This is a genomic window from Brucella pseudintermedia (genome assembly GCF_008932435.1).
Classification (GTDB): domain Bacteria; phylum Pseudomonadota; class Alphaproteobacteria; order Rhizobiales; family Rhizobiaceae; genus Brucella; species Brucella pseudintermedia.
This window is the reverse complement of sequence record NZ_WBWE01000006.1, coordinates 52605-78090: the sequence shown is the minus strand read 5'-3', so window position 1 is coordinate 78090 and position 25486 is coordinate 52605. Positions and strand designations below refer to the sequence as shown.

The window sequence follows — 25486 nt, the reverse complement described above, 5'->3', positions numbered from 1 at the left end:
CGGATATGATCTCTCTCCTCACACAGAAATTGTCCGACCCGCATTTTCTGATCGGCGCCCTGATCACGGTCGCGGTTTTTGCAACCGCGGTGACAATCCTCCTGCCGGTACTGAGCGGCAGCGCGCTCAAATCGCGCATGAAGTCGGTCGCCATCGAACGCGAAGCCATTCGCTCGCGCGAGCGGGCCCGTCTCGCCGCCGAAAGCGACCGTCGCAGCAGCCTGCGTCATCAGCAGAAGCAGGGCATCCGGGAATTCGTTGAAAAGCTCGATCTCAAACGCGCGCTGGCTGACGAAAAGACGATTGCTTCGCTCAGGCAAGCGGGCTTCCGGGGGCAAAATCCGCTCAACATCTTCCTGTTCCTGCGTTTCGTGCTGCCTTTTGGGGTAATGGCCGTTGCCGCGATCTATATTTTCATGCTCGGCGTGCTTGCCGATCAAACATTCTTCGTTCGTCTTCTCGTCTGCATTTTTGCCGGCTATGCCGGTTTTTATGCGCCCAACCTCTATGTCTCGAACCGGGCAACCAAGCGCAAGCAATCGATCCGGCGGGCATGGCCGGATGCGCTCGATCTCATGCTGATCTGCGTCGAATCGGGCATGTCCACGGAAGCGGCTTTCCGCCGGGTAGCCGATGAAATCGGCATCCAATCCGTCGAGCTGGCCGAAGAACTCATGCTGACCAATGCCGAGCTTTCCTTCCTGCCGGAGCGCCGTCAGGCCTATGAAAATCTCGCCAATCGCACAGGTCTGGAACCGGTGAAATCGGTCACGCAAGCGCTGATCCAGGCCGAACGTTACGGCACGCCGGTCGCGCAGGCGCTGCGCACGCTTTCTCAGGAAAGCCGCGACCTGCGTCTGCTTGAAGCCGAAAAGAAGGCTGCAGCCCTGCCGCCGAAACTCACCGTGCCGATGATTGTTTTCTTCCTGCCGGTGCTCTTTATCGTCATCCTCGGCCCGGCCTTCATCCAGATATCCGCGCAAGGCGGATTGTTCGGCGGCAACTGATGAAAGAAGGTTCAGCCCTTCGGCTTGTCCTTGAGCATGTTCCAGGAATTCTGCTGGGCCAGCATTGACCGCAGATAATCCGTATTGGCCTTAGCCTGCTGCGGAGAAATCTCTTGCGCGGCAATCGCCTCGGCTTCCTGAAAGCGGCCTTGCAGACCGACCGACAGGGCAAGATTCTGGCGCACGCGGCTGTCGGCACCGGGGGCAGCCGCGGCCTGCTTGAAATAGGTTTCCGCAGTCCGCGCATCACCGGCCAGAAGATAGGACATGCCCATATTGGAGATGATTGACGGTTCATTCGGCTGAAGCTGCAGCGCCTTTTGATAAGTCGCGCGGGCTTCTTCCTTCCGGCCCATCTGGTCGAGAATGGCGCCCTCGGCGGAAACCAGTTTCCAGTCGGGATAGGCCGGGTTTTGCGCGCGGCGAATGGCGTCGAGCGCGCCGTCGAACTGCCCAGCACCAGCAAGCGCCTTGCCATAGGCGGCAAGAACGGCCTGATCCTTCGGATAGACGATGGCAAGCGCCCGCATGACGGCCAGCGCCTGATCGTTGCGGCCAAGGCGCGCCAGCACATTGGCGTAGTTGAGCGCCGTCTGGCGATCCTTCGGATTGCGCTCATATTGCGCGCCGAGCCGCCCGGCCATGGCTGCAAGCTGCGCGTCGTTCATGTGATCGAAAGTGGCAACGGTTGCGGCGCGGCGCACCGATCCGGTCGTGGTCCGGTCTACCGATGTGCAGCCGGAAAGTACCAGTGCTGAAAGAATACAGGCGAAGCCAAGACGTGTTGCGATAGCGTCTTTTCGAACGATGTTCAGCATCCCGCCTCTCCTGCCAAAAGCGTGTCGTCACCCGACATGCTTTAGTCACCCTCAAGCCCAATTCCTGCTCAATCAATAATCTGTTAACCCTAATGATTGGTTAATATAGCGATTGTGGTTTTGGTTTCCGCACGGCAATAATCGCGCTATCTGTCTGTTTTTATGGACTTCCGACAAAACCCATGCGCTTTTGCGGAACATCACCTACTGGCCAGAAAGAGGCATCATGTCTGTCGAACTTCTTTCCCGAAAATCCGAACAAAGCCGTCCGGTCTGGTTTACGCCGAATGGCGGGCTGGAAACTTCCGGCCTTCCCGCCGGGGCCGTTGCATGGGCCAAGGCCAATGGCTTTGATGGCGAAGCCGGACGCGTGCTCGCTCTCCCGGGCGCAGACGGATCGGTATCGGGGGCACTTTTTGGAACCGGCGACGCGGAGAAGGGCGGCCAGTCGCAGCTTCTGGCCGGAAAGCTCGCCCGCAGCCTTCCAGAAGGGGACTGGCATTTTGAGGGCGCGGTCGATGACAGAGCGCTCGCAGTGCTGGGTTTCCTGATGGGCGGCTATAGTTTCACGCGCTATCGCAAAGCGAATGGCAAGGCGATCCGCCTTGCCTTGCCTGATGGTCTGGATGAAGCCGAAATCCGCCGCATCGCCACGGCGATAACTCTGGTGCGCGACCTCATCAACACACCAACCAACGATATGGGGCCGGATGCCCTCGAAAACGCCGCCCGTGAACTGGCGAAGAAATACAAGGCAGACATTGCCATCACACAAGGCGATGCGCTTCTGGAGAAGAATTTTCCCATGATCCATGCCGTCGGTCGTGCTGGCGCTATTGAGCCACGCCTGATCGATCTTGGCTGGGGTAAGTCAGACGATCCGAAAATCACCCTTGTCGGCAAGGGTGTCTGCTTCGATACAGGCGGTCTCGATATCAAACCGGCAAGCGGTATGCTTCTCATGAAGAAGGACATGGGCGGAGCCGCCAATGTGCTGGGCCTCGCCTCCATGATCATGGATGCACAACTGCCGGTGCGCTTGCGGGTGCTCATCCCGGCAGTGGAGAATTCGATCGCCGGAAACTCGTTCCGTCCGGGCGACGTACTGCAAAGCCGCAAGGGCCTGACCGTCGAAATCGGCAATACCGATGCGGAAGGCCGTCTGGTCCTTGCCGACGCGCTTGCGCTGGCCGATGAAGAAGAGCCTGCACTCCTGATCGACATGGCGACCCTGACGGGTGCTGCGCGTGTTGCGCTCGGCCCTGATCTGCCGCCATTCTACACGCATGATGACGAGCTTGCCGCTTCGATTGCAAACAGTGCTGATGTGACGGCGGACCCGCTGTGGCGGATGCCGCTCTGGAAGCCCTACGCGCAAAAACTCTCCTCGCGGATTGCCGACATCAACAATGTCACCACGGACGGGTTTGCCGGGTCGGTAACGGCGGCACTCTTCCTCGACAAATTTGTAGAAAAGGCACGCGCATGGGCGCATTTCGACATTTTCGGCTGGGTGCCGGTGGAAAAGCCTGCTTCTCCGGTCGGTGGCGAGGCGCAAGCCATTCGCGCTCTTTACCAGCTTTTGAAGGAACGCTACCCGGCGCGCTGAATCCGCTTGCCTGAAACGCCGAAAGCAGATTGGATAAAACGGTTCCGAAACAATCCCAGCTTTGGTGGAGCCGGATGCCAATTGAGCTGAAGCCGCTGCAGGCGCTGACATTGCTGAGAACCCTGTCGCTGGAACAGGTGCGCGACGAGATGCCCGATCTCACCACGCGACAGGCAGCCATTTTGCTCACCATCTATCTGGAGCCCCCGCCACATACCGTGCGGGGGCTCGCAGCGAAACTGAATGTCACCAAACCGGTTATCACACGCGCGCTCGACACAATGGGCGCGCTCGATCTTGTTTCCCGGCATCGTGATGAAAAAGACCGGCGAAATGTGCTAGTAAAGAGAACGGTTGCCGGTGCACTTTATGTTGAAAGACTGGGTGATCTGGTGATCGCCAAAGCCAGGGAGTTACCACTTTGACCATGCTCGATCGCCGCCTCAACGCCTACCGTCCCGACCTCGCCGATGAAAGGCTGGCCGGTCAGGTGGAAGCGGCGCGTTTTGCCGCCGGAACGCCCATGCAGGTTTCCGTCCCGGTTGTCGATCTGCGGGCCGAACCGCGCATGGATAGCGGGCCGCAGACCCAGATGATCTTTGGCGATTCTGTCCGCGTATTCGAGGAAATGGACGGATGGTCGTGGGTTCAGGCCGAACGCGACGGCTACACTGGTTATGTCTCCGCTGCCGCGCTGGAACGCCCGGCGAGCGATGCGACGCATATGGTGGCAGTGCCCCGAACCTTCGTTTATCCCGGCTCTGATCTCCGCTTCCCGCATACGAAGGCGCTGTCACTCGGTTCCCGCGTGCGCATCGTCGGCGCCGCCGAGACGCGAGGCACCAAATATGCGCTGCTGGAAAGCGGTGAGGCGCTCATCGCAAGCCATCTTGTGCCGGTTGACGAACACGCGGCGGACTATGTGGCCGTCGCAGAAACCCTTCTTCACACGCCCTATCTGTGGGGCGGCACGTCCGGCTTCGGCATCGACTGCTCCGGTCTCGTGCAACTTTCCATGTGGGTGGCGGGCCGCAAGGTTCTGCGCGATTCCGACATGCAGCAGAATACGCTTGGCGATATCATCAAGCCCGATGCAACCTATTCCAATCTGAAGCGCGGCGATCTCGTCTTCTGGAAGGGTCATGTCGCTATCTGCGCCTCGCCCGACATGCTCATCCATGCAAGCGGCCATACGATGACGGTTACGCTTGAACCGCTGCAGGACGCGATCAAGCGCATAGCCTATCTCTACGATCTGCCGACGCTTGTGAGAAGACCCTGAATACGGGCGGGAAACTCATGAAGGGAAAGACGACTCTGACGGTTGCGGTTCTGCTGATCGGCTTTGCCTTGTCTTTTCCTTCCTCCGTTTCGACCGAGAGGATTGCGCGCATGGCCATCCCCGCATCCCCTGCCGCTTTTGCCGCGGTCAACGGCATCGAAATGCACTACCGGGTTGTGGGCAAGGGATCGCCAATCCTGCTCATTCCGGGGGGCCTGTCCGACCAGCATGTATGGGATGCGCAGCTTCCGATCCTTGCGCGCCATCACACCGTCATCGTTGCCGACAGTCGCGGACAGGGACGATCCACCCGCACCAAAGATCCGATCACCTATGGCTTGATGGCCGACGATTATGTGGCGCTGCTCGACTTTCTCCGCATCGACAAGGTTGATCTCGTCGGCTGGAGCGATGGCGGCATTATCGGCCTCGATATCGCCATGCGTTATCCCGAGCGGCTGAAAAGCCTGTTTGCGCAGGCAGCAAATGTCACGCCTGACGGAAATACCGGCTATATCGAGGCCCGGGCCGAGGGAAAACCAATACCGGAACTGCGCCACTATGAGAGCATCGACAAGGAAATTCATGCGCTCTGGGCAAACGAGCCGAATTATACCGGCGAGGAACTGTCGGACATCAGCGTGCGCACGGCGATAGTCATCGGCGACCATGATACGGCGATTAGGCGTGAGCATACCGAATTCATCGCAAGCCAGATACCGGGCGCGCAACTGATTATCCTGCCCGACGCCGGACACGGTGTTCCGGTAGAGAATCCGCGCCTTTATGCACATACGGTACTGCGCTTTATCGACGGCAAGAACGCCGGAGAAACGCAGACCATCGTCCGGAAAAACTAAACCCGGTTTGGCAATACGCGATCGGGCGGGCGATGCCCGTCGACAAAAGCCTTGATATTGATGATGACCTTGTCACCCATATCGATGCGGCCCTCCATGGTGGCCGAGCCCATATGCGGCAGCAGGACAACCTTGCCTTTTTCCGCAAGGGCCAGCAAACGCGGATTGGCCGCCGGTTCGTTCTCGAACACGTCCAGACCTGCGCCTGCGAGCTTGCCCTGTTCGATCAGCTCGATCAGCGCATTCTCGTCGATGATCTGGCCGCGCGCCGTGTTGACCATATAGGCGGTTGGCTGCATCAACGCGATGCGGCGAGCAGACAGCAGATGGAAAGTGGCAGGCGTCGATGGGCAGTTGACCGAGATGATGTCCATCCGGGCCAGCATCTGGTCGAGACTATCCCAGTAGGTCGCCTCCAGTTCTTCCTCGACCTGCGGGCTGACGCGTTTGCGGTTGTGATAGTGAATGGAAAGTCCGAAAGCCTTGGCGCGGCGGGCAACGGCCGTACCGATGCGCCCCATGCCGACAATGCCGAGACGCTTGCCCCAGATACGCCGCCCCAGCATCCAGGTCGGCGACCAGCCCGGCCACTGCCCGTGGCGCTCGCCCAGCACATTGGCGCCCTCCACCAGACGTCTTGGCACGGAGAGCAGCAGCGCCAGTGTCATGTCCGCCGTATCCTCGGTAAGAACATTCGGCGTATTGGTGACGGTAATGCCGCGCTTTGCTGCTGCGGCAACGTCGATATTGTCCACGCCGTTGCCGAAGTTTGCGATCAGCTTGAGATTGGGGCCAGCCTGCTCGATTGCTGCTGCGTCGATGACATCCGTGATGCAAGGCACCAGAACGTCCGCTTCTTTCATGGCGGCGATGATTTCCGGCTGATTCATGCGGTGGTCGTCTATATTCAGACGCGCATCAAACAGTTCCCGCATCCGGGTTTCCACTGGGTCCGGCAATTTACGCGTAAGAACGACCAGCGGTTTCTTCTTGTTCGACATCTCCACCCCATTGTTGAGCAAAGCCTCCGGAACGGCCCGTATTGTAATCAGCCGACAGGGCGCGCTCCAAGAAATTTCCTGCACATTTCCAAGGGAAAACCTACTCCCACATTCCCGGAAAATGCGTTAACCGAAGCTTCACGTTGAGACCTCCTTAACCAAGGCGGTGCAATATGGGATATTGCTTCGGCTCAACATCTCTATCAAGGCGAAGCGGCAAAGACAAAGAAAAACCGGAAACTTCGGGTGCCTGTTGGAAAATCTGCAACGGTTTTCCGCAAGGGCATTAGAAATCAAATAATTGGATCGCAGCTCGATCTGTAACGCACAGATGGATGCACGATCTGAAAAACAGGACGGCACCGTCGCCTCGCAGCTCCCACCAACTGCCGAAGCCGCTACCGTTCTGTCGTGACAGGACGGCGAGAGGTCGCAGTTTGTACAGGGTACTTTCGCAACGCTTTATGATAGCCACGCTTGGCTTTCTGGCATTTTTTCTCATTCTGGAGCCGCTTGGCGCCTCCGACACGCATGGCGCAATGGCTGCGGAACCCGCAGGCACTTCCGTGGGCGCAAGCGGTCTCCCGGTGCCGCGTTTCGTCAGCCTTAAACCCGCGCGCGTCAATCTGCGCGTCGGACCGGGGCGTGACTATGCGGTTTCATGGCTTTTCATGAAGGCCGGATTGCCGGTCGAAATCATTCAGGAATACGACAACTGGCGTCGCATCCGCGATGCGGACGGCACGGAAGGCTGGGTTTACCAGTCGCTGCTCTCCGGCAAGCGAACTGCCATTACAGCTCCGTGGCTCAAGAATAATCAGGGTTCGATGATCAATATGCGGCGCGATGCCAGCGATACAGCGGGGCTTGCGGCCGAGATCGAACCGGGCGTGGTCGGGACCGTGCGCGAATGCACCGGCCAATGGTGCCGGATGGATATGGGCGGGGTTCGCGGCTGGATAAAACAATCGGACCTGTGGGGCGTTTATCCGGGCGAAGTCTTCGACTAGCCCTCTCCACGGGATTGGATAGCAGAACCGGCCAAACTTGACTTCGCCCGGCTCGGACCGATATTGTGAAGCGGTTGAATTTCGAAGGAGTTTTATGCGCAGACGTTCATCGCTGCCGTTTTAACGGATTTGAACCCACCCGCGCGGTGGAATTTTTGCGTATACCTAAAACTCTGGCAAATCATGAAAAATCACGAAGTGACGATCCGTGCCTATAAGGCATCGGATAAGCCATCCTTATCGTCCATCTGGTATCGTGCTTCCCTGGAAGCCCATTCTTTTCTCGGAGAAGATCGACTTCAACAGCAGCGCCAGCTTATTGAAGATGTCTATCTCGAAAAGGCGGAAACATGGGTTGCCGCGATTAATGACAGGCCAGCCGGTTTTATTGGCCTTCTGGATTGCTTCATCGGCGGGCTGTTTGTCGATCCCGACCTTCAAGGTTCTGGTGTGGGCCAAACTCTGGTCCGCCACGCCTTGGCATTGAAGAGCGAGTTATCGCTTGAAGTCTATGCCGACAACGAGCGGGCCTGTCGTTTCTATCGCCGTATGGGCTTCAAGGTGATTGGCGAGCGGTCGGAAGATGACGAAGGCCTACCCTTCCGCAACATTCGGATGGAACTGAAAGGCTGACAAGCGAGCGGGGCGAAAATCGCCCCGCTTCCACTCAGAATTATTACCAGGCAGGAATCACTGATCCCTTGAACGTTGTGGCAATGAACGCCTTCACCTCGTCACTGTGATAGGAGGAAATCAGGGTTTTCACCCAGTCGGCATCCTTGTCTGCGGTGCGAACGACGAGAATATTGATATAGGGTGCCTTCTCGCCTTCCCGCACCAGCGGATCGGTTGCTGGATTGAGGCCTGCTTCCATGGCGTAGTTGGTGTTGATGACCGCGGCATCGACATCTTCCAATGAACGCGGAAGCTGAGCGGCGTCGAGCTCAACGAATTTGAGGTTCTTCGGGTTCTCGACGATATCAATGGCGTTGACCTTCAGCCCCTTGGACGGATCGAGCTTGATGATTCCGTTTTCAGCAAGCACGAGCAAAGCGCGCCCGCCATTCGTCGGATCGTTGGGGATCGCAATCGTCGCGCCGTCTGCCAGCTCCGAAATATTCTTCAATTTCTTCGAATACATTCCCATCGGAAAGTTGACGGTTTCGGCAACGCTCACAATGTCGAAGCCGCGATCGGCGACCTGATTGTCGAGATAAGGCTTATGCTGGAACGAATTTGCTTCCAGCGCGCCATCCGCAAGCGCCATGTTCGGGATGACATAATCAGAGAATTCCTGAATATCCAGTTCAAGGCCGTTCTTCTCGGCGACTTCCTTGACCTTTTCCATGATCTGGGCGTGTGGCCCCGGCGTAACGCCGATCCGGACGGTTTTTGCAAAGGCGCTACCGGTCGCAAACACGGCGAGAATGGTTGCGGCGACAAACAGTTTACGCATGATATCTCCTTGGTATGAGCCCGACTGGAACCTGGGAGGCGATTCATTCGGGACGGCGGAACTTTTCCCTTTTCAGCCTCATGCGTGCCGATAGGCAACAAAAAAAGCGGCCATGACCGCTTTCTTTTATTCCCAGCCGAAAGACGGCGCCGCTACTGGCCCTTGCGGCGCAGGCGCACGATGATGTCCACATTGACGATTTCCATGCCGTCCGGCGCGTCGGGCATGTTGGCAACGGTCGGCTGCCCCTTCTCGCCGTGCGGAATATCGAACACGACATTTTCGCCTTCGAGGAAGAAATGCTGATGATCCGAGATATTCGTATCGAAATAGGTCTTCGAGCCTTCGACCGCGATAATGCGCAGCATACCGGCTTCCGTGAACTGGTGCAGCGTGTTGTAAACCGTCGCCAGCGACACCGGCACGTCGGCCATGACAGCCTCTTCGTGCAAGTCTTCCGCGGACAAATGGCGATCGCCCTGCGCGAAGATCAGGCTCGCAAGCGCAACGCGCTGCCGCGTCGGACGCAGGCCCGCGCGGCGGAGCTGCTCTTCCATCGAGACCGTCGAGTGGGTATGTGAAGACTGCATATTCACCGTTGGTACCGTCACAAGCTTGTTGCAAAATCATCAATCGTCAAACGGGCTGTTGCCCATTGCATACTGACATTGATATATGCCGTTGCGAAATAACTATCAATAGCCTTGGGAATTGCGCGGTTTTTCAGATAAACCCCGGATTAATCCAATGCATGATTTTACTGCCGGAAACTGTCTGTGGTAGGGATGTTCCGGTGAAACCTACAACCGGGCCGGATTGCCGGTCGATACAGAATGAACCTCAAGGGAGGCGTAATGGCAGAACAGAAATCAAGCTACGGGTATGAAGAACTCCTGGCCTGCGCGCGCGGCGAGATGTTCGGTCCCGGCAATGCTCAGCTTCCCCTGCCTCCGATGCTGATGGTCCATCGCATCACAGATATTTCCGAAACCGGCGGCGAGTTCGACAAGGGCTATATCCGCGCAGAATATGATGTGCGGCCGGACGACTGGTATTTCCCATGCCATTTCATGGGCAATCCGATCATGCCGGGCTGCCTCGGTCTTGACGGCATGTGGCAGCTGACCGGTTTCTTCCTCGGCTGGCTGGGCGAGCCTGGCCGCGGCATGGCCCTGTCGACCGGTGAAGTCAAATTCAAGGGCATGGTGCGTCCGCACACGAAGCTTCTTGAATATGGTATCGATTTCAAGCGCGTCATGCGTGGCCGCCTCGTGCTCGGCACGGCTGACGGCTGGCTGAAAGCCGATGGCGAAACCATCTACCGGGCAACCGATCTGCGCGTCGGCCTGTCGAAGGACAGCGAGGGCCAGTAAGGCGCCTCAATCATCATCATTCCCGAGCGCGACTGCAAAAAGTGAACAGTTTTCATGCGGTCGCGCTCAAAACATGCGAAGATCACACCTATGTAACCGCGAACAGGCGGCAGTCCGCATGACGGCGCGCCGCTCACGGATCAGGTGTAAAGGAGAACGCGATGCGGCGTGTGGTCGTAACGGGTATGGGGATCGTATCCTCGATTGGTAACAACACCGAAGAAGTCACGGCTTCGCTGCGTGAAGCAAAGTCCGGCATTTCCCACGCTGAGGAATATGCCGAGCTCGGTTTCCGCTGCCAGGTGCACGGTGCCCCGAATATCGACGTCGAAGCGCTCGTCGACCGGCGCGCGATGCGCTTCCATGGCCGTGGCACGGCCTGGAACCACATTGCCATGGATCAGGCGATTGCCGATGCCGGACTTTCCGAAGAGGAAGTTTCCAATGATCGCACCGGCATCATCATGGGTTCCGGCGGTCCTTCGACCCGCACGATCGTCGATAGTGCCGACATCACCCGCGAAAAAGGCCCGAAGCGCGTCGGCCCGTTCGCCGTGCCGAAAGCCATGAGCTCGACGGCCTCCGCGACGCTCGCCACGTTCTTCAAGATCAAGGGCATCAATTATTCGATCTCCTCGGCCTGCGCCACATCGAACCATTGCATCGGCAATGCGTTCGAGATGATCCAGTATGGCAAGCAGGACCGCATGTTCGCAGGCGGCTGCGAAGACCTCGACTGGACGCTTTCGGTCCTGTTCGACGCCATGGGCGCCATGTCGACCAAATATAACGACACGCCGTCCACAGCATCGCGTGCCTATGACAAGAACCGCGACGGTTTCGTTATCGCAGGCGGCGCCGGCGTCCTGGTGCTGGAAGACCTCGAAACGGCGCTTGCACGCGGCGCCAAGATTTATGGTGAAATCGTCGGCTATGGCGCAACATCCGACGGCTACGACATGGTTGCTCCATCCGGCGAAGGTGCTATCCGCTGCATGAAAATGGCGCTTTCGACCGTCAAGACCAAGATCGACTACATCAACCCGCACGCAACCTCCACGCCTGCCGGCGACGCACCGGAAATCGAAGCCATCCGTCAGGTCTTTGGCTCCGGCGACGCATGCCCGCCAATCGCAGCGACCAAGTCGCTGACCGGCCACTCGCTTGGCGCGACCGGCGTGCAGGAAGCGATCTATTCGCTCTTGATGATGCAGAACAATTTCATTTGCGAAAGCGCACATATCGAAGAACTGGACCCAGCCTTCGCGGACATGCCTATCGTTCGCAAGCGCATTGACAACGCTCAGCTCAACACCGTGCTCTCCAACTCCTTCGGATTTGGCGGCACCAATGCGACGCTGGTTTTCCAGCGTTACCAGGGCTGAGGGAGAGGGAAAATATGGAAGGTCTGATGAAAGGCAAACGCGGCCTCATCATGGGGGTCGCGAATAATCACTCACTCGCCTGGGGAATTTCGAAGCAACTTGCAGCACAGGGTGCAGAACTCGCATTCACCTATCAGGGTGATGCGCTCGGCAAGCGCGTAAAGCCGCTGGCCGAACAGGTCGGTTCGGATTTCGTGCTGCCCTGCGATGTCGAAGATATCGAATCGGTCGATGCGGTTTTTGCCGAAATCGAGAAGAGGTGGGGCAAGCTCGATTTCATCGTTCACGCCATCGGCTTTTCCGACAAGAATGAACTGAAGGGTCGCTACGCAGACGTCACCACGCGCGAAAATTTCAGCCGCACCATGGTGATTTCCGCCTACTCCTTCACGGAAATGGCACAGCGCGCCGAGAAGCTCATGAAGGACGGCGGCTCGATCCTGACGCTGACTTATGGCGGTTCCACGCGCACCATCCCGAACTACAACGTCATGGGCGTTGCCAAAGCCGCGCTTGAAGCCATGGTTCGTTATCTTGCTGCCGATTACGGTCCGCAGGGTATTCGCGTCAATGCGATCTCGGCTGGTCCTGTGCGCACGCTGGCCGGTGCCGGCATTGGCGATGCACGTGCGATCTTCAGCTATCAGCGCCGCAATTCACCGCTGCGCCGCACCGTCGATATCGACGATGTGGGCAAATCGGCAGTCTATCTGCTGTCCGATCTTTCGAGCGGTGTCACCGGCGAAATCCATTATGTGGATTCGGGCTACAACATCGTCTCCATGCCGACGCTGGAAGAGCTGAAAAGCTCTGACGCCGAACGCGGCGAGTGACCTTCTTTTTGCTCAACAAAAAAACCCGGCTGAGATGCCGGGTTTTTTGTTTTATTTCTTCGCATCGAAGATTTTGAAACCATTCGCCTCTTCAAGAAGCGTCACGTTCTTGAAGAGTCCTTTGAGCGTCGTCTCGTAGGGCAGCTGACGATTTGCGACCATCAGCAGACGTCCGCCGGTTTTCAGCCGTGAAGCGGCAGCGGCTATAAATGCCTGTCCAAGCGAAACATCCGTCACCCGCCCCTCATGGAACGGGGGGTTCATGACCACAGTGTCATAGATGCCCGTCAGCTTCTCGCTGGTCACATCGAACCAGTTGAAGCTGATCGGCACCGATGCGGCGAGCCGTTCCAGATTGCCGCGTGCGGCCTCCAGCGCCTCAAAATCGGCCTCATAAAGGTCTATTGCCTTGATGCGATCAGCAAATTTCAGGCATTGGGCAGCCAGATAGCCCCAGCCAGCGCCCAGATCGGCAACATTGCCGAAGACGATCTTTTCCATATGCGGCACGAGCAAGGCGGATCCCTTGTCGATCACGCCATGCGAGAACATGCCGGGTTCGGTCCGGAATACATCATCGATATTGGCGGCAAGCGGCTTCAGGGCGGCGATGAAATCGCCGGTGAGGTCGGCAGGTCTTCTCAGCCAGAAAACCACCGCATGGTTCTTAGACATGCGGTCGCTGATTTCGGCAATATTGCCGACCCATTTGCGAAAACTGTCAATACCGAGCTTCTTGTCACCGGACACGGCTATCCATCCGCCCGGTTCAACACGCTCCAGAAGCTCTGCAAACCATGCCTCATTGCGTCCGCGATGTTTTCCGAGCAGGAGTAGCCCACCGGCGAAACGGCGCTCCTCGTCCAACTTGGGGGCCAACCTGGGTACTGCCTTGAAGCCTTCCTTTTCCAAAGCAAGCCAATCAGGACGCCAGGGCTGCAGGAAAGTGAGCGCCTGTTTCCATTCATCTTCAAGACGCCGGTCAGCAGACAGGCCGCAGGCAAGAAAGGACTGGCCTTCTTCGGGCATATCCAGAATGCCCTGATCGAAGGGGAGGAAGAGAGTTTGTTGCGCTGGTGTGATCATGGTTCATCCATGGTCTTGAAATGAATCCCATGCAACAAAAAAGCGCGCCCGGAGGCGCGCTTTCCAATTTCAGAAAGGACGCAACGCTTATTCAGCGTCAGCTTCTTCCTTCTTCTTTTCCTGTACGATTTCCTTGCCGGTTTCCTGATCGACGACCTTCATCGACAGGCGAACCTTGCCGCGTTCATCGAAGCCCATGAGCTTGACCCAGACCTTCTGGCCTTCCTTGACCACATCGGTGGTCTTGGCAACGCGGTCGCTAGCCAGCTGCGAAATGTGAACCAGACCGTCACGCGGGCCGAAGAAGTTCACGAAAGCCCCGAAGTCGGCGGTCTTGACGACCGTGCCTTCGTAGATTTCGCCGACTTCCGGTTCGGCAACAATCGAATGAATCCACTTCTTGGCGGCTTCGATTTCCTTGCCGTTGGACGATGCGATCTTCACCGTGCCGTCGTCTTCGATGTTGATCTTGGCGCCGGTCTTTTCCACGATTTCACGGATGACCTTGCCGCCCGAACCGATAACATCGCGGATCTTGTCGGTCGGGATGTTCATCACTTCGATGCGCGGAGCGAATTCGCCCAGTTCAGCGCGCGACGACGACAGAGCCTTCGACATTTCGCCGAGGATGTGCACGCGGCCGCCCTTGGCCTGCTCCAGAGCAACCTTCATGATCTCTTCGGTGATACCGTCGATCTTGATGTCCATCTGGAGCGAGGTAATGCCGTTTTCCGTGCCGGCAACCTTGAAGTCCATGTCGCCGAGGTGATCTTCATCACCCAGAATGTCGGAAAGAACGGCGAAGCGTTCGCCTTCCTTGATCAGTCCCATGGCGATACCGGCAACCGGACGTGCAAGCGGAACGCCTGCATCCATCAAGGCCAGCGAGGTGCCGCAGACGGTCGCCATCGAGGACGAGCCGTTCGATTCCGTGATCTCGGAAACAGCGCGGATCGTGTATGGGAACTGTTCGGCGGCAGGCAGCATCGGATGGATTGCGCGCCATGCGAGCTTGCCGTGACCGATTTCGCGACGGCCCGGCGAACCCATGCGGCCGGTTTCGCCGACGGAGTAAGGCGGGAAGTTGTAGTGCAGCATGAAAGGCTGCTTGTAGGTGCCGGTCAGGGCATCGATCATTTGTTCGTCTTCGCCGGTGCCGAGGGTGGCGACGACGATTGCCTGCGTTTCACCACGGGTGAACAGGGCCGAGCCGTGGGTACGCGGCAGAATGCCGACCTCGGACACGATCGGGCGAACGGTCTTCAGATCGCGTCCGTCGATGCGGCTGCCGGTATCAAGAATGTTCCAGCGAACGATCTTGGCCTGCAAGTGCTTGAAAATGGTCGCGAACTGTTCCGGCGACATTTCGGTTTCTTCCACGCCTTCCGGGAAGAAATGTTCCTTTGCCTTTGCCTTGGCGGCATCGACGGCAGCATAACGGGCCTGCTTTTCGGTGATCTTGTAAGCGTCGCGCAGGTCGCTTTCAACAACGGCGAGCATCTTGGCTTCGAGGGCCGACAAGTCTTCCGGCTGGAAGTCGCGCGGTTCCTTGGCGGCAACTTCGGCGAGCTTGATGATCGCGTCGATGACCGGCTGGAAGCCCTTCTGGCCAAAAACCACGGCGCCGAGCATGACTTCTTCAGAAAGTTCCTGCGCTTCGGATTCGACCATCAGCACAGCTTCCGACGTACCGGCGACGACCAGATCGAGCTTCGATTCCGGCATTTCGTCGATATTCGGGTTCAGAACATATTCGCCGTTGATGTAGCCGACGCGCGCGCCGCCGATCGGGCCCATGAAAGGCACGCCGGAAATGGTGAGAGCAGCGGAAGCGGCAACCATCGACAGGACGTCCGGATCGTTTTCCAGATCGTGCTGCACGACGGTGACGACAACCTGCGTATCATTCTTGTAGCCGTCGACGAAGAGCGGACGGATCGGACGGTCGATCAGGCGCGAAACCAGCGTTTCGTTTTCGCTCGGACGGCCTTCACGCTTGAAGTAACCGCCCGGAATCTTGCCGGCAGCGTAAGTCTTTTCCTGATAGTTGACGGTGAGCGGGAAGAAGTCCTGGCCCGGCTTCGGCTCCTTGGCAGAAACGACAGTCGCCAGAACGACGGTTTCGCCATAGGTTGCGAGAACAGCGCCGTCAGCCTGACGGGCGATCTTGCCGGTTTCGAGCGTAAGCGGACGACCGCCCCATTCGATTTCTACTTTATGGGTATTGAACATATCTTGTCCTCATGTGGCAATGCCGCGCAAAAGCGCCTGAAGGCAACGCCGGGTTGGCGGACAGGCCACGGGCAAGACAACGGGAAGCTCGCGGAAAACCAAACGAACTGCCTGCAATCCTGCCCCATGACTGGTCCAGTCGTGAGCCGTTTGGCTCTCGGGCATCCGATCCGGGGGCACCATGCCGCCGGTCCGGTTTTTCAAGGGCCACGAATAGCCCCATTCAAAATCAAACGGGCGACGTTTTGAGGCGTCGCCCGATTTCAACCTTAACGGCGCAGGCCGAGACGGCCGATCAGCGCCTGATAACGCGCTTCGTCAATGCCCTTGACGTAGTCAAGAAGGCGACGACGCTGCGAAACCAGCTTCAGGAGGCCGCGACGCGAATGATTGTCATTCTTGTGGCCCTTGAAGTGTTCGGTGAGGTTGGCGATACGCTCGGAAAGAACGGCAACCTGTACTTCAGGAGAACCGGTGTCGCCTTCCTTGGTGGCGTATTCCTTGATAAGTGCTTGCTTGCGCTCAGCAGTAATCGACATCGTAACACCCTTTCTAGATGAGAGAAAAACCAGACGCCCGGGCCGGGATGTCGTCCAGCGCGGGCCATTTACACGATTGACATGCTTTTACGCATGATCGATGAGGGGCATATAGTGCAAAATTGGCACGAATACCAGCCTCAATTCAATTTGCCGCCTCACCGGCAGCTTCCAACGAAACATCAGCCGGTTGTGAAAACCCGCTTCGGCTTGAATTGCCCGTGCTCGATATAGCCGATGGCGAGCAGTTTTCCGCGTGTGGTGACGCAGGCTTCATCCGCTTCCAAAGGCGCGTCGCGCCCGCGCAAGATTACCGGATTGCCCAGACGCACGCGCTGCGCCTGATCGTCGGTCAAGGGCACCTGCGGCAAGCAGTCAAGGGCAGCACCCGTATCAATGACCAATGCGTCAATCGCCGAAAAATCGCGGCGCGGAGCCGGCTCAATGACATTGCCGTCCTCATCCTTCGGCGGCAGCGGCGGCCATGCCTGTTCCAGTTCCGCCAGCGTCACCGAATCCTCTTCCGTGAACGGGGCAACTTCAATGCGACGCAGCTCCGAAATATGACCGTAGCAGCCGAGATCGCGCCCCATGTCGCGCGCCAGCGAGCGCACATAGGTGCCCTTGGAGCATTCAACTTCGAATTCGGTACGGTCGGCATCCGGAACGCCGACGATCTCCAGACGGTCGATCTCGACTTCGCGGGACGGGATTTCGACCGTTTCACCTTCACGGGCGAGGTCGTAGGCGCGCTCGCCATCGATTTTGATTGCCGAAAACTGCGGCGGAACCTGTGAAATGACGCCGGTATAGTTCGGCAGCAATGCTTCGATTTCCGCGCGCGTCGGGCGCTTATCCGAGGTCTTGGTCGGCTGGCCTTCCAGATCGTCGGTCGACCGTTCCTCACCCCAGGTTACGGTAAAACGATAAATCTTTGTTCCATCCATGACATAAGGCACGGTCTTGGTCGCTTCGCCCAGCGCTATGGGCAACATGCCGGAAGCAAGCGGATCGAGTGTACCGGCATGACCGGCTTTTTCGGCGTTGAACAGCCACTTGATCTTCGAGACCGCCTCGGTCGATCCCATCCCTTTCGGCTTGTCGAAAATGACCCAGCCGGATATCGGGCGACCTTTTTTCTTGCCCCGTCTTGCCATGCTTTATTCGTCTCCATTGCGGGAGGTTTTGTCCTCGCCGTCTTCGTCTTCATTATGGGTCAGGTCGCGGGCGACTTCCGGCGAGCGGAGCAACGCGTCGATCCTGGAAAAATTGTCAAAGCTGGTATCGGCCCTGAAGCGGAATTCCGGCATGTATTTCATCTGGCTGAGGCTGGGCGCCATACGACCACGAATGAATTTCGCATTCGCCGCCAGCGCCTTGATGACCGCCTGCGTATCGGCATCGCCGAGCGGCGTGATGAAACAGGTCGCGATCTTGAGGTCAGGCGACATGCGTACTTCCGAAACGGAAATCACCGTGCGGGCAATGAGATCGTCGCGGATTTCTCCGCGCTGAAGCACCTGCGCCAATGCGTGGCGCACCTGCTCGCCCACGCGGAGCTGACGCTGGGAGAGGCCGCCCGAGCCTTTTGGATCTGGAGAACGTGCCATGGCTATATCCTCGATAAACAGCCGCCAATCGGCATCCAGCCACAAAGGACTGTCCGACAACATGACTACAAATTGGCAGGCGCAATAATACGCAACTTACCACAATCCAGCCGGGAGTCAGACCCTCTGGACCGGATAACGAAAAGCCGGGCCACCTCTCGACAGCCCGGCGGGATAGTTTTTAAAGCGTGCGCGAAACGTGTTCGACGCGGAAGGCTTCGATGACATCGCCCGCGCGAATGTCGTCGTAGTTCTCGAACGCCATGCCGCATTCCTGACCGGCCGGAACTTCCGACACTTCGTCCTTGAAGCGCTTGAGCGTCTTGAGCTTGCCTTCGTGAATAACCACGTTGTCGCGGATGAGGCGGACGCCTGCGCCGCGCTCGACCTTGCCTTCGGTGACACGGCAACCGGCAACCTTGCCGACCTTGGTGATGTTGAAGACTTCGAGAATCTCCGCATTGCCAAGGAAGGTTTCGCGGCGTTCCGGCGACAGAAGACCCGACATCGCTGCCTTAACGTCATCGATGAGATCATAGATGATGTTGTAGTAGCGAATTTCGATGCCCTGCTGGTCGGCTGCGTCGCGTGCCTGCTTGTTGGCGCGGACGTTGAAGCCGATGATCGCGGCATTGGAGGCCTCGGCCAGCGACACGTCGCTTTCCGTGATGCCGCCTGCGCCCGAATGGACGATGCGGGCGCGAACTTCGTCCGTGCCGAGCTTGTCCAACGCATTGCTGATCGCTTCGATGGAACCCTGAACGTCGCCCTTGATGACGAGCGGGAATTCCTTCGTGCCCGAAACCTGAAGCTGGTTCATCATCTGCTCGAGCGAACCGCGCGCACCCGACTGGCGTGCAACCGCCTTGTCGCGCGCCAGACGCTGGCGGTACTCAGCGATTTCACGGGCCTTGGCTTCATTGGCAACCACGGCAAAGCGGTCACCTGCCTGCGGCGTTCCCTGAAGGCCGAGGATTTCGACCGGCATTGCCGGACCGGCTTCCTTGACATGCTCGCCACGGTCGTTGACCAAGGCGCGCACGCGGCCCCATTCGCTGCCTGCGACCAGAATGTCGCCCGGATGCAGCGTGCCCTTCTGAACAAGAACGGTAGCAACGGAACCGCGACCGCGATCAAGCTGGGCTTCAATAACCACACCTTCGGCGGTACGGGTCGGATCGGCCTGCAGATCAAGCATTTCAGCCTGAAGCAGAACAGCATCGAGCAACTTGTCGAGGTTGATCTTGTTTTTGGCCGACACTTCGACGTCGAGCACTTCACCGCCCATCGATTCCACGAAGACTTCGTGCTGCAGCAGGGCCGTGCGAACCTTCTGCGGATCGGCAGCCGGCTTATCGATCTTGTTGATCGCCACGATGATCGGAACACCCGCCGCCTTAGCGTGGTTGATCGATTCAATCGTCTGCGGCATCACGCTGTCGTCAGCCGCAACCACCAGAATGGCGATATCGGTAGCCTGCGCACCGCGGGCACGCATTGCGGTAAATGCGGCGTGGCCCGGCGTATCGATGAAGGTGATTTTCTGGCCGTTCTGTTCGACCTGATAAGCACCGATATGCTGGGTGATGCCGCCCGCTTCGCCCGACACGACATTGGCATGACGAATGGCATCGAGAAGCGAGGTCTTGCCGTGGTCGACGTGGCCCATGATGGTCACGACCGGCGGGCGCGAAACCATGGCAGCCTGATTGTCTTCCACGTTGAAGATACCTTCTTCAACGTCGGATTCGGCAACGCGCTTCACGGTATGACCGAATTCTTCGGCGATTAGCTGCGCGGTATCGGCATCGATGACGTCGCCCGGCTTCATCATCTGGCCCTGCTTCATCAGGTACTTGATGATATCGACGGAGCGCTCCGCCATACGCTGGGCCAGTTCCTGCAGCGTGATGGTTTCAGGAATGGTGACTTCACGCGAAATTTTTTCGCGCGTTTCCTGCATCTGCGAACGCTTGAACTTTTCCTGACGACGGCGCATCGCGGAAAGCGAACGCGACCGGCCTTCCTCTTCGAGGTTGCTGGTGAGCGTCAGCTTGCCACGGCGGCGATCATCCTCGCCCTTGGTGGCTTTCGGCGCACGCACTTCCGGCTTCGCGGGAGCGCCGCGACGGACTGCGCCACGACGATCATCATCGTCATCCGACTGGCCGGGCTTGCGGAGCTGGCTCTGCGGAAGCGGCTTGCCGGGGATAGGAGCAGCATCGACGAGGCTTGGCGCCGGACGCGGTCCGCCCTGTTGCGGACGGCCACCTTGCGGCGGACGGTTCCCCTGTGGGCGGCCGGCTTGCTGCGGACGATTGCCTTGCGGCGCCGGACGCGCATCATCACGGCGCTCGGTGCGGGCTTCCGACTGCGGCATGCGCTTGGCAGCTTCTTCCTCAGCCTTGCGGCGGGCATCTGCCTCTGCCTTGAGGCGGGCTTCCTCTTCCGCCTGACGACGGGCAGATTCTTCACGCTCCTTGGCGCGGCGCGCTTCTTCCTCGGCGCGGCGCTTGGCCTCCTCGGCGGCACGTGCGCGTTCCTCAACCTCACGAACCTGCGCTTCTTCGAGCGCACGACGGCGTGCATCCATTTCGGAGCGCGACAGCGTGTTCAGAACCATGCCGGAACGGTCGGACGGGCGTGGGCGTTGTGCCTGCTGGCCACCGGGACGCTGCTGCGTCGGTCGCTGCTGCGCGACATGCGGCTTCGTCACCGAAGCAGCAGGTGCCGCCGGTTTTGGCGCCGGGGCTGCCGGCGCACGACCTGCCGGAGCGGGCTGTGCAGCCTGGGCAGGCTGCGCGGGCTGTGCCGGTGCGGGCGTTGCAGACGCAGGAGCCGCCGGTGCAGGAGTTGCAGGCCGTGGAGCCGCCGATTCTACTTCCGGCTTCTCGTCAGGCCGCGAGAATTTGCGCTTCTTCGTTTCAACGACGACAGCCTTCGTGCGGCCGTGGCTGAAATTCTGGCGCACGGTGCTCTGCTCGACGCCTGGCCGCTTCATGGTCAGCGTCTTCTTCGTATTAACGCTCAGCGTCTTGTCGTCGTTCGTTTTATCGCTCATTACGTTTCCGTTTCCTTCGCGGCTCCGGCCGCTCTACTCGAGCATTATCCAACGCGACCCGGTCATGTTGGATAAAGCTCCAGTCATCCGTTTCAACGTGCAATCCCATCCGGGGCCTGCCAAACCCCTCCAGAGTTGCACCCTACTCCGAGTCCGATGCGCTTTCACCGCGATAGCGATGCAATATAAGCGCCCGCTTTACGAACCCGGCTGCCGCCTTTCCTTTAAGTACGGCTGCATGTATCACATTTCCGCCCCCAAATGCCAAATCCATTTCTTCTCCTGTAAAAAGAGAGAAAGATGGGATCTCCGGACCATCCAGATGCACTACGGCACGGCGAGCCTGATCCAGCTTGCGCACGCCGTCGGCGGCGGCTTCCTTTGCGTGCAATACCATGGCGGCTGTCCCGGTCCGGATCGCCTGATCCACCTTGGTCGAGCCCGACACCACGGCTCCCGCCTTGCGAGCCAGAGCCAGGCTGCCGAGAGCAGATTTCGTCAGCAGCTGGTCAACCAGCGCGCCAAGATCCGCCTGCGGCGTTACACCTTCCTTTAGCGCCCGCGCAAAAAGCTTGCGCTTGACCGCCTCATCCACCAGGCGGCGCTCGGCCTTCACCCAGCATCCCCTTCCCGGCAGATTCCGTTTCAAATCCGGTACTACGGCCCCATCGGGACCGGCCACGAACCGGATCATGTCATCGGCAGAACCGCTTTCGCGCGTGACGATACAGGTTCTGTCATTCATATCCTGCTCCACGCGAACTCCCGTCTTGCCATATCGCGGTCTGCCCGCACATCGGACGCAACGCGGGCGCTGTACCAGAGCAAAAGCCCTACCACAACCCGTCAGAGCGTCACGCGTTCTCATAAACGCACAAAGGACGCTCTAAACCATTGAATCAACACATCGCGCTTTCCGAAAATCCTGACGCATTTTTCAGTCCAATGCGGCAAATGCCAGAACCGTTCCCCAAAGGCCGGACTGACCGATCCATTCAGATGCACGACGGCTATTTTTCAGAGCCTAATTGCGAGAGCCGCACAGCTTACGCCTGAATCGCTCCAGACGTAAGAAGCCACGCGGCTCTCTTGTTCCCGCACGCTTCTTAGGAAGCTGCTTCCTCTTCACCGGCTTCTGCTTCGGCGACTTCTTCCTGAGCCGATGCCAGTTCTTCTTCCGTGATCCATCCCGCTTTCAAACGCGCAGTCAGCACCATCTGTTCCGCATCGACGCGCGAAACGTCAAACGGAGAGAAGATACCGCTATGGGCAACGGTTTCGCCGTCCTTTCGTTCACGCCAGCCGACCAGATCGTCAACGGCATAACCGGCAAAGTCTTCGATCGTCTTTACACCGTCCTCACCGACAGCAACCAGCATAGCCGTGGTGATGCCCGGCAGTTCGCGCAATTCGTCCTCGACGCCCAGTTCCTTGCGGCGCGCATCCTGTTCGCTCTCGATGCGATCCAGATATTCGCGGGCGCGTTCCTGGATTTCACCAGCCGTATCGTCGTCGAAACCATCGATAGAGGCGATTTCGCCCGGCTCGACATAGGCCAGTTCTTCAATCGAGGCAAAGCCTTCGGAAGCCAGAACTTGACCGACCATCTCGTCCACGTCGAGCGCTTCCATGAAGAGGGTCGAACGTTCGGCAAATTCCTTCTGGCGACGTTCGGATTCTTCGTCTTCCGTCAGGATGTCGATATCCCAGCCAGTGAGCTGGGAAGCCAGACGCACATTCTGGCCGCGACGACCGATTGCAAGTGATAGTTGGTCATTCGGGACGACAACTTCAATACGTTCGGCATCTTCATCGAGAACAACCTTGGCAACTTCAGCGGGCTGGAGCGCGTTGACGATGAAGGAAGCCGCATCCGGCGACCACGGAATGATGTCGATCTTTTCGCCCTGCAGCTCACCGACGACGGCCTGAACGCGGGAGCCGCGCATGCCGACGCAGGCGCCGACCGGATCGATGGAAGCGTCACGCGACACAACCGCGATCTTGGCGCGGGAACCCGGATCGCGGGCAACCGACTTGATTTCGATGATGCCGTCGTAGATTTCCGGCACTTCCATGGTGAAAAGCTTCGCCATGAAGGACGGATGGGTGCGCGACAGGAAAATCTGCGGGCCGCGCTGTTCGCGGCGCACGTCATAGACATAGGCGCGAATGCGGTCGCCATAACGGAAAGCTTCACGCGGGATCAGTTCGTCACGACGCACGATGGCTTCGCCGCGACCGAGATCGACGATCACATTGCCGTATTCGACGCGCTTCACGGTGCCGTTGACGATTTCGCCAACACGATCCTTGTATTCGTCATACTGACGGTCACGCTCGGCTTCGCGCACCTTCTGCACGATGACCTGCTTTGCCGACTGCGCGGCAATACGGCCAAAATCCATCGGCGGAAGCTGGTCGGCAATGAAATCGCCGATCTGCGCGTCCGGGTTGCGATCACGGGCGGTGAAGAGCGAAATCTGCGTCGCGTAATCCTCGACATGTTCAACGACTTCGAGCAGGCGCTGCAGCTTGATCTCACCGGACTTCGCATTGATGTCCGCGCGGATGTTGCTTTCCTGGCCGTAACGCGAACGCGCCGCCTTCTGAATCGCATCGGCCATGGCCGCAAGAACGATCTCGCGGTCGATCGACTTCTCGCGTGCGACCGCGTCGGCGATCTGCAGAAGCTCCAGCCTGTTAGCACTGACTGCCATTGGACTCTCCTTGGTGTCGCATCCGGCTCCTCAAGATGCCGGACGCCTGAAACTTATTCTTTATCTTGGGCTTCGTCCGGCGCGGCTCCGCCGGACTGCTCGTCCGCTTCATCGCTACCGAGATCGTCGCCCGGAATGCGGCCTTCGCGCAGGGCCTTGTCCTTGCGCAGCGCATCGCGGATCAGGTCATCAGTCAGAACGAGGCGCGCATCCGAGATCAGATCGAATGGAATGCGAACGACAGGTTCGCTGCCATAGGAAATCTGATCGCTTTCGATCACGACGGATTCCGCATCGCCCAGAACGATGCGCCCGCGAAACTTCTTGCGGCCTTCATGAACTATCGAGGTTTCCACCTTTGCAATGTGACCAGCCCAGTCGACAAAATCCGACTTGCGGACCAGAGGGCGGTCGATACCTGGAGAGGAAATCTCCAAATGGTATTTTCCGTTGATCGGATCTTCCACGTCGAGAACCGGCGCAACCGTGCGGCTGACAAGCTCGCAATCGTTGACCGTCATCGTGCCGTCGGGACGCTCGGCCATGATCTGCAAGGTCTGGCCGTTGAGGCCGGAAAGGCGTACACGCACAAGGCGGAAACCCAGCGTATTGATCACCGGCTCCACAATGCCTGCCACTTTTGCATCGATGCCCGTTTCGCGAATGATACGCTCATCCGCGCTTGCGGCTTCAATTGCCTGTTCCTGTTCCGTCACTCGATAAACCTCTTCAGAGAGCCGTAAGTAACAAAAAAGAGCGGGTCCGGGAGGGCCCACTCTTGTTCAAACGACCAAGAATTTGAAACCTATATACCAGCGGAAGCGGATTTTTTCAAGACCGCTTCTGCTGTTCGATTCATTCCGCACGCGGTCAGCAGCTTCATCGGCGAATGAAGGTCAGATAAGCGGCGCGTCGACCCTCGCGAAAAGCCTTCGCTTCATAGCGCGTGCCCGGCCAGCCTTCATAGGCATCGTTCCAGTCGGAGGGACCTTTCGCCTGCCAGTCGAATGCCTCATGGCGGCGGCAATGCTGGAGCGTCCAGTTGACATAATGTTCGATATCCGAGGCGAAACGGAATTTTGCGCCGGGCTTCAGCACGCGAGCGAAGCGGTCCAGATTGGCGTCGCTCACAAAGCGACGCTTCCAGTGGCGTCGCTTGTGCCAGGGATCGGGGTAGAAAAGATCGATGCCCGACAGGGAAGCATCCGGCAGCCAGTCCAAGACCGCCGTCGCATCCTCATCATAAAGGCGCAGGTTTTGCCGTGGCTGTGCATCCAGCGCCGCCAGCATCTTGGCCATGCCATTGATAAACGGTTCAACGCCGATGAAGCCCGTCTGTGGATAGCGACCGGTTTCATGATGCAGATGCTCGCCGCCGCCGAAGCCTATTTCCAGACGCACGGCATCGACCTTTGCTTCAAAAAGCGTGCGCAAATCCTGCGGCGCCGGGTTTTTGACATCAATCTTCAGGCGCGGCAGAAGATCCTCGAACAGGTTCTTCTGGTGGCTTCGCAGAGGCTTGCCGTGGCGACGACCGAAGAAATTTCCGGCACCGCGCAGAGGATGAGATTCTTCGGTCATGATTTATCCATCGGCATCATATC

At 58.5% G+C, this 25486-nt stretch carries 24 protein-coding genes; 10 read left to right on the top strand and 14 right to left on the bottom strand.

Annotation, left to right across the window (positions count from 1 at the left end):
* Positions 1–5 precede the first annotated feature (5 nt).
* Entirely contained in the window at positions 6–1007 is a 1002-nt protein-coding gene (locus F9K78_RS09640) for a type II secretion system F family protein (protein WP_121986985.1), read from the top strand.
* Between the two features lie 11 nt (positions 1008–1018).
* Here F9K78_RS09640 and F9K78_RS09635 read toward each other — a convergent pair whose 3' ends face one another.
* Complete coding sequence (locus F9K78_RS09635) at positions 1019–1825, bottom strand: tetratricopeptide repeat protein (protein ID WP_121986986.1); 807 nt, start codon at positions 1823–1825, stop codon at positions 1019–1021.
* 226 nt (positions 1826–2051) lie between these two features.
* On the opposite strand from F9K78_RS09635, the gene F9K78_RS09630 reads away from it, so the two are divergent.
* The 4 genes from F9K78_RS09630 to F9K78_RS09615 all read left to right on the top strand — a co-directional run bounded on the left by F9K78_RS09630 (position 2052) and on the right by F9K78_RS09615 (position 5576).
* Positions 2052–3434, top strand: coding sequence for a leucyl aminopeptidase family protein (locus F9K78_RS09630; RefSeq protein WP_121986987.1), 1383 nt, complete (start codon positions 2052–2054; stop codon positions 3432–3434).
* 74 nt (positions 3435–3508) lie between these two features.
* Positions 3509–3859, top strand: a complete 351-nt coding sequence (locus F9K78_RS09625; protein WP_121986988.1) for a MarR family winged helix-turn-helix transcriptional regulator — start codon at positions 3509–3511, stop codon at positions 3857–3859.
* A 2-nt stretch (positions 3860–3861) separates the two neighbouring features.
* The gene (locus F9K78_RS09620) at positions 3862–4716 is read left to right on the top strand and encodes a C40 family peptidase (protein WP_174813448.1); all 855 of its coding nucleotides are present in this window, start codon (positions 3862–3864) and stop codon (positions 4714–4716) included.
* A gap of 17 nt (positions 4717–4733) precedes the next feature.
* Complete coding sequence (locus F9K78_RS09615) at positions 4734–5576, top strand: alpha/beta fold hydrolase (protein WP_121986990.1); 843 nt, start codon at positions 4734–4736, stop codon at positions 5574–5576.
* Here F9K78_RS09615 and F9K78_RS09610 read toward each other — a convergent pair.
* Positions 5573–6577 (bottom strand): 2-hydroxyacid dehydrogenase, encoded by a 1005-nt coding sequence (locus tag F9K78_RS09610; protein ID WP_121981305.1) that lies wholly within the window; start codon positions 6575–6577, stop codon positions 5573–5575. The genes F9K78_RS09615 and F9K78_RS09610 overlap by 4 nt on opposite strands.
* A 464-nt stretch (positions 6578–7041) precedes the next feature.
* Here F9K78_RS09610 and F9K78_RS09605 point away from each other — a divergent pair, with 464 nt between their 5' ends.
* Both F9K78_RS09605 and F9K78_RS09600 read left to right on the top strand, forming a co-directional pair.
* The gene (locus F9K78_RS09605) at positions 7042–7587 is read left to right on the top strand and encodes an SH3 domain-containing protein (protein ID WP_121986991.1); all 546 of its coding nucleotides are present in this window, start codon (positions 7042–7044) and stop codon (positions 7585–7587) included.
* A gap of 183 nt (positions 7588–7770) precedes the next feature.
* On the top strand, positions 7771–8220 hold the full coding sequence (locus tag F9K78_RS09600; RefSeq protein ID WP_121986992.1) for a GNAT family N-acetyltransferase: 450 nt from the start codon (positions 7771–7773) through the stop codon (positions 8218–8220).
* Between the two features lie 43 nt (positions 8221–8263).
* Here the strand turns inward: F9K78_RS09600 and F9K78_RS09595 are convergent, their stop codons facing one another.
* Positions 8264–9043: a MetQ/NlpA family ABC transporter substrate-binding protein gene (locus F9K78_RS09595; protein WP_121986993.1), complete on the bottom strand. Its 780-nt coding sequence runs from the start codon at positions 9041–9043 to the stop codon at positions 8264–8266.
* 152 nt (positions 9044–9195) lie between these two features.
* The gene (irrA, locus tag F9K78_RS09590; RefSeq protein WP_025090646.1) at positions 9196–9633 is read right to left on the bottom strand and encodes an iron response transcriptional regulator IrrA; all 438 of its coding nucleotides are present in this window, start codon (positions 9631–9633) and stop codon (positions 9196–9198) included.
* Positions 9634–9897: 264 nt separating this feature from the next.
* Here irrA and fabA point away from each other — a divergent pair, with 264 nt between their 5' ends.
* From fabA to fabI, 3 genes are all read left to right on the top strand, one after another.
* Positions 9898–10416, top strand: coding sequence for a 3-hydroxyacyl-[acyl-carrier-protein] dehydratase FabA (gene fabA / locus F9K78_RS09585; RefSeq protein WP_006473091.1), 519 nt, complete (start codon positions 9898–9900; stop codon positions 10414–10416).
* Positions 10417–10577: 161 nt separating this feature from the next.
* Positions 10578–11801: a beta-ketoacyl-ACP synthase I gene (gene fabB, locus F9K78_RS09580; RefSeq protein ID WP_121986994.1), complete on the top strand. Its 1224-nt coding sequence runs from the start codon at positions 10578–10580 to the stop codon at positions 11799–11801.
* Positions 11802–11815: 14 nt separating this feature from the next.
* Positions 11816–12634 carry an enoyl-ACP reductase FabI gene (gene fabI / locus F9K78_RS09575; protein WP_121986995.1) on the top strand — a complete coding sequence of 273 codons (819 nt, stop codon included), beginning with the start codon at positions 11816–11818 and terminating at the stop codon, positions 12632–12634.
* 51 nt (positions 12635–12685) lie between these two features.
* Here the strand turns inward: fabI and F9K78_RS09570 are convergent, their stop codons facing one another.
* From F9K78_RS09570 to trmB, 10 genes are all read right to left on the bottom strand, one after another.
* A complete protein-coding gene (locus tag F9K78_RS09570) occupies positions 12686–13720 on the bottom strand; it encodes a class I SAM-dependent methyltransferase (RefSeq protein ID WP_121986996.1) in 1035 nt (344 codons plus the stop codon).
* Positions 13721–13807: 87 nt separating this feature from the next.
* On the bottom strand, positions 13808–15952 hold the full coding sequence (gene pnp / locus F9K78_RS09565) for a polyribonucleotide nucleotidyltransferase (RefSeq protein WP_121981298.1): 2145 nt from the start codon (positions 15950–15952) through the stop codon (positions 13808–13810).
* Between the two features lie 269 nt (positions 15953–16221).
* Positions 16222–16491 carry a 30S ribosomal protein S15 gene (gene rpsO, locus F9K78_RS09560; protein ID WP_006473093.1) on the bottom strand — a complete coding sequence of 90 codons (270 nt, stop codon included), beginning with the start codon at positions 16489–16491 and terminating at the stop codon, positions 16222–16224.
* A 182-nt stretch (positions 16492–16673) separates the two neighbouring features.
* Positions 16674–17648, bottom strand: coding sequence for a tRNA pseudouridine(55) synthase TruB (truB, locus tag F9K78_RS09555; RefSeq protein WP_121986997.1), 975 nt, complete (start codon positions 17646–17648; stop codon positions 16674–16676).
* 3 nt (positions 17649–17651) lie between these two features.
* Positions 17652–18101: a 30S ribosome-binding factor RbfA gene (rbfA, locus tag F9K78_RS09550; RefSeq protein WP_121987045.1), complete on the bottom strand. Its 450-nt coding sequence runs from the start codon at positions 18099–18101 to the stop codon at positions 17652–17654.
* A 181-nt stretch (positions 18102–18282) separates the two neighbouring features.
* Positions 18283–21162, bottom strand: coding sequence for a translation initiation factor IF-2 (gene infB / locus F9K78_RS09545; protein WP_121986998.1), 2880 nt, complete (start codon positions 21160–21162; stop codon positions 18283–18285).
* A gap of 142 nt (positions 21163–21304) precedes the next feature.
* Positions 21305–21919, bottom strand: a complete 615-nt coding sequence (locus F9K78_RS09540) for an RNA-binding protein (protein WP_268903000.1) — start codon at positions 21917–21919, stop codon at positions 21305–21307.
* 349 nt (positions 21920–22268) lie between these two features.
* Complete coding sequence (gene nusA / locus F9K78_RS09535) at positions 22269–23882, bottom strand: transcription termination factor NusA (RefSeq protein WP_121981294.1); 1614 nt, start codon at positions 23880–23882, stop codon at positions 22269–22271.
* Between the two features lie 53 nt (positions 23883–23935).
* Positions 23936–24598, bottom strand: coding sequence for a ribosome maturation factor RimP (gene rimP / locus F9K78_RS09530; protein WP_121987000.1), 663 nt, complete (start codon positions 24596–24598; stop codon positions 23936–23938).
* A gap of 163 nt (positions 24599–24761) precedes the next feature.
* Positions 24762–25463, bottom strand: a complete 702-nt coding sequence (trmB, locus tag F9K78_RS09525; RefSeq protein WP_121987001.1) for a tRNA (guanine(46)-N(7))-methyltransferase TrmB — start codon at positions 25461–25463, stop codon at positions 24762–24764.
* Between the last annotated feature and the right edge of the window lie 23 nt (positions 25464–25486).

Coding starts and splice junctions, on each gene's coding strand:
- F9K78_RS09640 (WP_121986985.1), top strand. CDS start 6: ATGATCTCTCTCCTCACACAGAAATTGTCCGACCCGCATTTTCTGATC.
- F9K78_RS09635 (WP_121986986.1), bottom strand. CDS start 1,825: ATGCTGAACATCGTTCGAAAAGACGCTATCGCAACACGTCTTGGCTTC.
- F9K78_RS09630 (WP_121986987.1), top strand. CDS start 2,052: ATGTCTGTCGAACTTCTTTCCCGAAAATCCGAACAAAGCCGTCCGGTC.
- F9K78_RS09625 (WP_121986988.1), top strand. CDS start 3,509: ATGCCAATTGAGCTGAAGCCGCTGCAGGCGCTGACATTGCTGAGAACC.
- F9K78_RS09620 (WP_174813448.1), top strand. CDS start 3,862: ATGCTCGATCGCCGCCTCAACGCCTACCGTCCCGACCTCGCCGATGAA.
- F9K78_RS09615 (WP_121986990.1), top strand. CDS start 4,734: ATGAAGGGAAAGACGACTCTGACGGTTGCGGTTCTGCTGATCGGCTTT.
- F9K78_RS09610 (WP_121981305.1), bottom strand. CDS start 6,577: ATGTCGAACAAGAAGAAACCGCTGGTCGTTCTTACGCGTAAATTGCCG.
- F9K78_RS09605 (WP_121986991.1), top strand. CDS start 7,042: ATGATAGCCACGCTTGGCTTTCTGGCATTTTTTCTCATTCTGGAGCCG.
- F9K78_RS09600 (WP_121986992.1), top strand. CDS start 7,771: ATGAAAAATCACGAAGTGACGATCCGTGCCTATAAGGCATCGGATAAG.
- F9K78_RS09595 (WP_121986993.1), bottom strand. CDS start 9,043: ATGCGTAAACTGTTTGTCGCCGCAACCATTCTCGCCGTGTTTGCGACC.
- irrA (WP_025090646.1), bottom strand. CDS start 9,633: ATGCAGTCTTCACATACCCACTCGACGGTCTCGATGGAAGAGCAGCTC.
- fabA (WP_006473091.1), top strand. CDS start 9,898: ATGGCAGAACAGAAATCAAGCTACGGGTATGAAGAACTCCTGGCCTGC.
- fabB (WP_121986994.1), top strand. CDS start 10,578: ATGCGGCGTGTGGTCGTAACGGGTATGGGGATCGTATCCTCGATTGGT.
- fabI (WP_121986995.1), top strand. CDS start 11,816: ATGGAAGGTCTGATGAAAGGCAAACGCGGCCTCATCATGGGGGTCGCG.
- F9K78_RS09570 (WP_121986996.1), bottom strand. CDS start 13,720: ATGATCACACCAGCGCAACAAACTCTCTTCCTCCCCTTCGATCAGGGC.
- pnp (WP_121981298.1), bottom strand. CDS start 15,952: ATGTTCAATACCCATAAAGTAGAAATCGAATGGGGCGGTCGTCCGCTT.
- rpsO (WP_006473093.1), bottom strand. CDS start 16,491: ATGTCGATTACTGCTGAGCGCAAGCAAGCACTTATCAAGGAATACGCC.
- truB (WP_121986997.1), bottom strand. CDS start 17,648: ATGGCAAGACGGGGCAAGAAAAAAGGTCGCCCGATATCCGGCTGGGTC.
- rbfA (WP_121987045.1), bottom strand. CDS start 18,101: ATGGCACGTTCTCCAGATCCAAAAGGCTCGGGCGGCCTCTCCCAGCGT.
- infB (WP_121986998.1), bottom strand. CDS start 21,162: ATGAGCGATAAAACGAACGACGACAAGACGCTGAGCGTTAATACGAAG.
- nusA (WP_121981294.1), bottom strand. CDS start 23,882: ATGGCAGTCAGTGCTAACAGGCTGGAGCTTCTGCAGATCGCCGACGCG.
- trmB (WP_121987001.1), bottom strand. CDS start 25,463: ATGACCGAAGAATCTCATCCTCTGCGCGGTGCCGGAAATTTCTTCGGT.